Raw genomic sequence first — 4432 nt, forward strand, 5'->3', positions numbered from 1 at the left:
AGGCCAGCGCCGCCTTCATCGCCGCCGACAGCGCGCCGCGCACCGCCCCGTCCAGCCCGCCCTGGATCGCCGCCGGCAGGCGCGCGCGCAGGGCTTCGACCGGCATGCCCGCCATGCCGGCCAGGCGCGCGGCGAGCGAAGGGTTCTCCAACGCCTCGAAGGCGGCGCGAAGGTCGCGCCAGGCCTCGGGCGGCAGGCTCGGTGTCGTGACCGTCAGGCTCATGGCCGCGGGCGGTCCGCGCTACAGGATGAAGCGCGACAGGTCCGCGCTGCCGGCCAGCGGCGCGACGCGGTCCTTCACCAGCGCCGCGTCCACCCGCACCGTCTCCCCCCCGCGGTCGGAGGCGGTGAAAGAGACTTCCTCCAGCAGCCGTTCCAGCACCGTCGCGAGCCGCCGCGCGCCGATGTTCTCGACGCTGGCGTTGATCTCGGCGGCCAGGTCGGCGACCGCATCGACCGCGTCCGGCGCGAAGTCGAGCGTCACGCCCTCCGTCCCCAGCAGCGCGACATACTGCTTGAGCAGGGAATGCTCGGGCTCGGTCAGGATGCGGCGGAAATCATCGCGGCCGAGCGCCTTCAACTCGACGCGGATCGGCAGGCGGCCCTGCAGTTCCGGCAGCAGGTCCGAAGGCTTCGCCAGGTGGAAGGCACCGGAGGCGATGAACAGGATGTGGTCGGTCTTCACCGGCCCATGCTTGGTCGAGACGGTGGTGCCCTCGATCAGCGGCAGCAGGTCGCGCTGCACGCCTTCGCGGCTGACGTCGCCGCCGCGGAAGCCGCCTTCGGAGGTGCGGGCGCAGACCTTGTCGATCTCGTCGATGAAGACGATGCCATTGGCCTCGGCATTGGCGACGGCGTCGCGCACCAGCGCATCCTGGTCGAGCAGCTTGTCCGCTTCCTCCCGCGTCAGCACGATGCGCGCCTCGGCGACGTTCATCTTCCGGCTGCGGGCGCGGCCGCCGAACATGCGGCCGAGCATGTCCTGCATGTTCTGCATCTGCGCGCCCTGCGCGCCGGGCAGGTCGATCATCCCGATCGGCAGGCCGCCTGCGGCCTCGGCGACCTGCACCTCGACCTCCCGCGTCTCGAGCGAGCCCTCCCGCAGCATGCGGCGGAACTTCATGCGCGTCTCGCCCGACGCGCCGTCGCCGACCAGCGCGGTCAGCAGACGTTCCTCGGCGGCGAGCTCCGCCTTGGCCTGCACGCCGCGGCGCGCCTGCTCGCGCGCCATGGTGATGGCGGCCTCGACCAGGTCGCGCACGATGGAATCGACATCGCGGCCGACATAGCCGACCTCGGTGAACTTCGTCGCCTCGACCTTGAGGAAGGGCGCGTTGGCGAGCTTCGCCAGCCGCCGCGCGATCTCGGTCTTGCCGCAGCCGGTCGGGCCGATCATCAGGATGTTCTTGGGCACCACCTCCTCGCGTAGCCCTTCGGGCAATTGCTGGCGGCGCCAGCGGTTGCGCAGCGCGATGGCGACGGCGCGCTTGGCGTCCTGCTGGCCGACGATGTGGCGGTCGAGCTCGCTGACGATCTCGCGCGGGCTCAGGTTGATCGACTCGGACATTTATTGGGCCCTCAGACGGCGGGCGGCCGGCAGCCGCCGGCCTTGCCTTCGCGCCATGCACTGGCGTGCCGGCGATGGTGGTTGGTATGGGCGCGGTCGCGCTTCGCGCTCCCGGATCGCGGCAGGCCGCGATCCGCGGGGATGTATCGCGGTGCGCTGCGCGTCACGCCTGCGACTCCAGGCTTTCCAGCACGAAGTTGCCGTTGGTGTAGACGCAGATGTCGGCGGCGATCTTCATCGACCGGCGGCAGATCTCCTCGGCGTCGAGCGCATCGACCGGCAGCAGTGCGCGCGCCGCGGCCAGCGCGTAGTTGCCGCCCGAGCCGATGCCGATGACACCGTCCTCGGGATCCAGCACGTCGCCCTGCCCGGTCACGAGCAGGGACCGCTTCGTATCCGCCACCGCGAGCAGCGCTTCCAGCCGCCGCAGGTAGCGGTCGGTGCGCCAGTCCTTCGCGAGATCGACACAGGCGCGCTCCAACTGGTCGGGGAAGCGTTCCAGTTTCGCCTCCAGGCGTTCCAGAAGCGTGAAGGCGTCGGCGGTCGCGCCGGCGAAGCCGGCCAGCACCCGGCCGCCGGCGATGCGGCGAACCTTTCGGGCATTGCCCTTCACCACCGTCTGGCCAAGCGAGACCTGCCCGTCGCCGGCCATGGCCACGCGGCCCGCCTTGCGCACGCAGAGAATGGTGGTGCCGTGCCACCCGAGGGGATCGTGATGTGGGGAGTTCATGGTCGCGCGAATGTGGGCCGTCCCCGCGAACAACTCAACTCGAAGGCGGATTGGTCCACCATCGCTTACGATTGGGTAGCAGGTGTCATGCTGACGTTACCTCGCCCCATACCGGGCACGTGAAGCGGGATGCCCTCGATGCGCCTACGAATCGTCCACCTTCTCCTCGGCCTCCTCGCCGCGATCGTCGCCGTGAATGCCGCCGCGAGCGCCTTCGCCTGGCTGACCATGCGCGAGGATGCGGGGCGGATGGAATCCGTCCGCACCGATACCATCGAGCCGATGCGCCACCTCAAGGCGATCTCGGATGCCTATGCCGTGCAGGTCGTCGATGCCGCGCACAAGGTGCGCAATGGCAACTTCACCTGGGAGGAGGGCGAAGCGTCGGTCCTTGCCGCCGTCCGCATCATCGAGCAGAGCTGGTCGGCGGTCACCGCGACGCGCTTCGAAGGGGACGGCGCCGCGGCCTTCGCTCAGGCGCGCGAACGGCGCGCGGCCGCGGAACACCTGGTGGCGGATCTGCGCCGCGTGCTCGCTGCACGTGACACGGCCGGCCTCGACAGCCTGGTGCGCGAACGCCTCTATGCCGCGATCGACCCCTTCACCGAATCGGTCGGCGCCGTCCTCGATGCCGCCGTCGCCTCGGCGAACAGCCGTGTCTCGGAAGGCGTGGACGAGCTCGGGGAGCATGTGGCCGTGCTCGCCATCATGGTCGCGCTCGCCCTCGGCACCGCGCTCTTCGCCGGCTGGATGGTCGTCAGCCGCGTCACGCGCCCGATCACGCGCCTGACCGGCGCCATGGGCGCGCTCGCCAAGGGTGACCTTGCCATCGTGATCCCCGGCACCGGCCGGCGCGACGAGGTGGGCGAGATGGCCGCAGCCGTCCTCGTCTTCCAGCGGGGCGCCGAGGAGAATGCCCGCCTGCGCGTCGCGCAGGCCGAGGCCGAGGCCGCCGCCGATGCCGCGCGCAAGCAGGCGTTGGAAGGCATGGCCCGGCGCGTGGAGGAGGAAACCCGCGGCGCCGTCGATGCCGTCTCCAGCCGCATGACGAGCGTGACCGAGGCCGCCGGCGGCGTCGGCCGCGCCACGGGCCGCATCCGGGAGGAGAGCGATTCGGTCGCTCAGGCCGCGCGCGAGGCGCTCGGCGCCACCCAGACCGTCGCCGCCGCGACCGACGAGCTCTCCGCGTCCATCCGCGAGATCGCCGGCCGCGTGAGCGACGCCGCCGCCGTCGCGCGGTCCGCCGTGGACGGCGTGGAGCACGGCACGCGCACCATCGGCAGCCTGCAGGACGCCGTCGCCCGCATCGGGGAGGTCGCCGGCCTGATCGCCGACATCGCCGGCCAGACCAACCTGCTCGCGCTGAACGCGACGATCGAGGCCGCCCGCGCCGGCGAAGCCGGCAAGGGCTTCGCCGTGGTGGCCGGGGAGGTGAAGTCGCTCGCCACCCAGACCGCCCGCCGCACCGAGGACATCTCGAAGCAGATCGCGCTGATCACCGCGGCGACGAGCGAGGCGGTGCAGGCCGTGCAGGGCATCGCGCAGTCCGTCGGCGCGCTGGACGGCATCGCGGCGGGCATCGCCGAGGCGATGGAGCAGCAGACCGTTGCGACGACCGAGATCGCTCGCGCCGTTTCCGCCGCCGCATCGGCCGTACAGGACGTGGAAGGCCGGATGAAGGGCGTGGCGGAGGAATCGCGCGCCAGCGCCGCCGGCGCCGGCGACATGGCAAAGGCCGCCGACGACGCGCAGGGCGCGGTCGCGGAGCTGCGTGGCACGCTGGTGCGCGTCGTGCGCACCTCCACCGAGGAGGTGGATCGTCGCGTGCACGCCCGCCACCCCGTCGACCGCAGCGCGACGCTTCGGCTGGCCGGCGCCACGGCGCGGGAGGTCCGCCTGCTCGACCTTTCGGAGGGCGGCGCAGGCGTCGAGATGGCGCCCGGCGATGCCCGCCCCGGGCAGGAGGGAAGCCTGCGGATCGACGGCGTCGACCTTCCCGTGCGGGTGGCCTCGGTGGATCAGGGACGCGCCGGCCTCGTCTTCGGCGCCGCCGCGCCGCAGGCGCTGGCGATGGTCCGGCGCCTTGCCGGGCTGAAGGCGGCGGCCTGAGGCCAGGCGCGCCGTCGCCGGGCGGG

Annotated in this window: 3 protein-coding genes and 1 pseudogene; 1 reads left to right on the plus strand and 3 read right to left on the minus strand. The window is 72.2% G+C overall.

Translation table 11 applies throughout. The features are described from left to right. The 3 genes and pseudogenes from HW577_RS21300 to hslV form a co-directional block, all read right to left on the minus strand. Nucleotides 1–223, minus strand: a pseudogene (locus tag HW577_RS21300) (EcsC family protein); the annotation flags it as partial. A gap of 18 nt (nt 224–241) precedes the next feature. Then, nucleotides 242–1567: an ATP-dependent protease ATPase subunit HslU gene (gene hslU, locus HW577_RS21305; protein ID WP_198378127.1), complete on the minus strand. Its 1326-nt coding sequence runs from the start codon at nt 1565–1567 to the stop codon at nt 242–244. 163 nt (nt 1568–1730) lie between these two features. After that, entirely contained in the window at nt 1731–2297 is a 567-nt protein-coding gene (hslV, locus tag HW577_RS21310) for an ATP-dependent protease subunit HslV (protein ID WP_198378128.1), read from the minus strand. 138 nt (nt 2298–2435) lie between these two features. Between hslV and HW577_RS21315 the strand changes: the two genes are divergently transcribed. After that, nucleotides 2436–4406 (plus strand): methyl-accepting chemotaxis protein, encoded by a 1971-nt coding sequence (locus HW577_RS21315; RefSeq protein WP_198378129.1) that lies wholly within the window; start codon nt 2436–2438, stop codon nt 4404–4406. The last annotated feature ends 26 nt before the right edge of the window (nt 4407–4432 follow it).

The sequence above is a fragment of the Neoroseomonas rubea genome, assembly GCF_016106015.1.
Lineage (GTDB): Bacteria > Pseudomonadota > Alphaproteobacteria > Acetobacterales > Acetobacteraceae > Neoroseomonas > Neoroseomonas rubea.

Bases quoted from the DNA above. Each gene is read 5' to 3' on its own strand.
- hslV (WP_198378128.1), bottom strand. From the start codon at position 2,297: ATGAACTCCCCACATCACGATCCCCTCGGGTGGCACGGCACCACCATT.
- hslU (WP_198378127.1), bottom strand. From the start codon at position 1,567: ATGTCCGAGTCGATCAACCTGAGCCCGCGCGAGATCGTCAGCGAGCTC.
- HW577_RS21315 (WP_198378129.1), top strand. From the start codon at position 2,436: ATGCGCCTACGAATCGTCCACCTTCTCCTCGGCCTCCTCGCCGCGATC.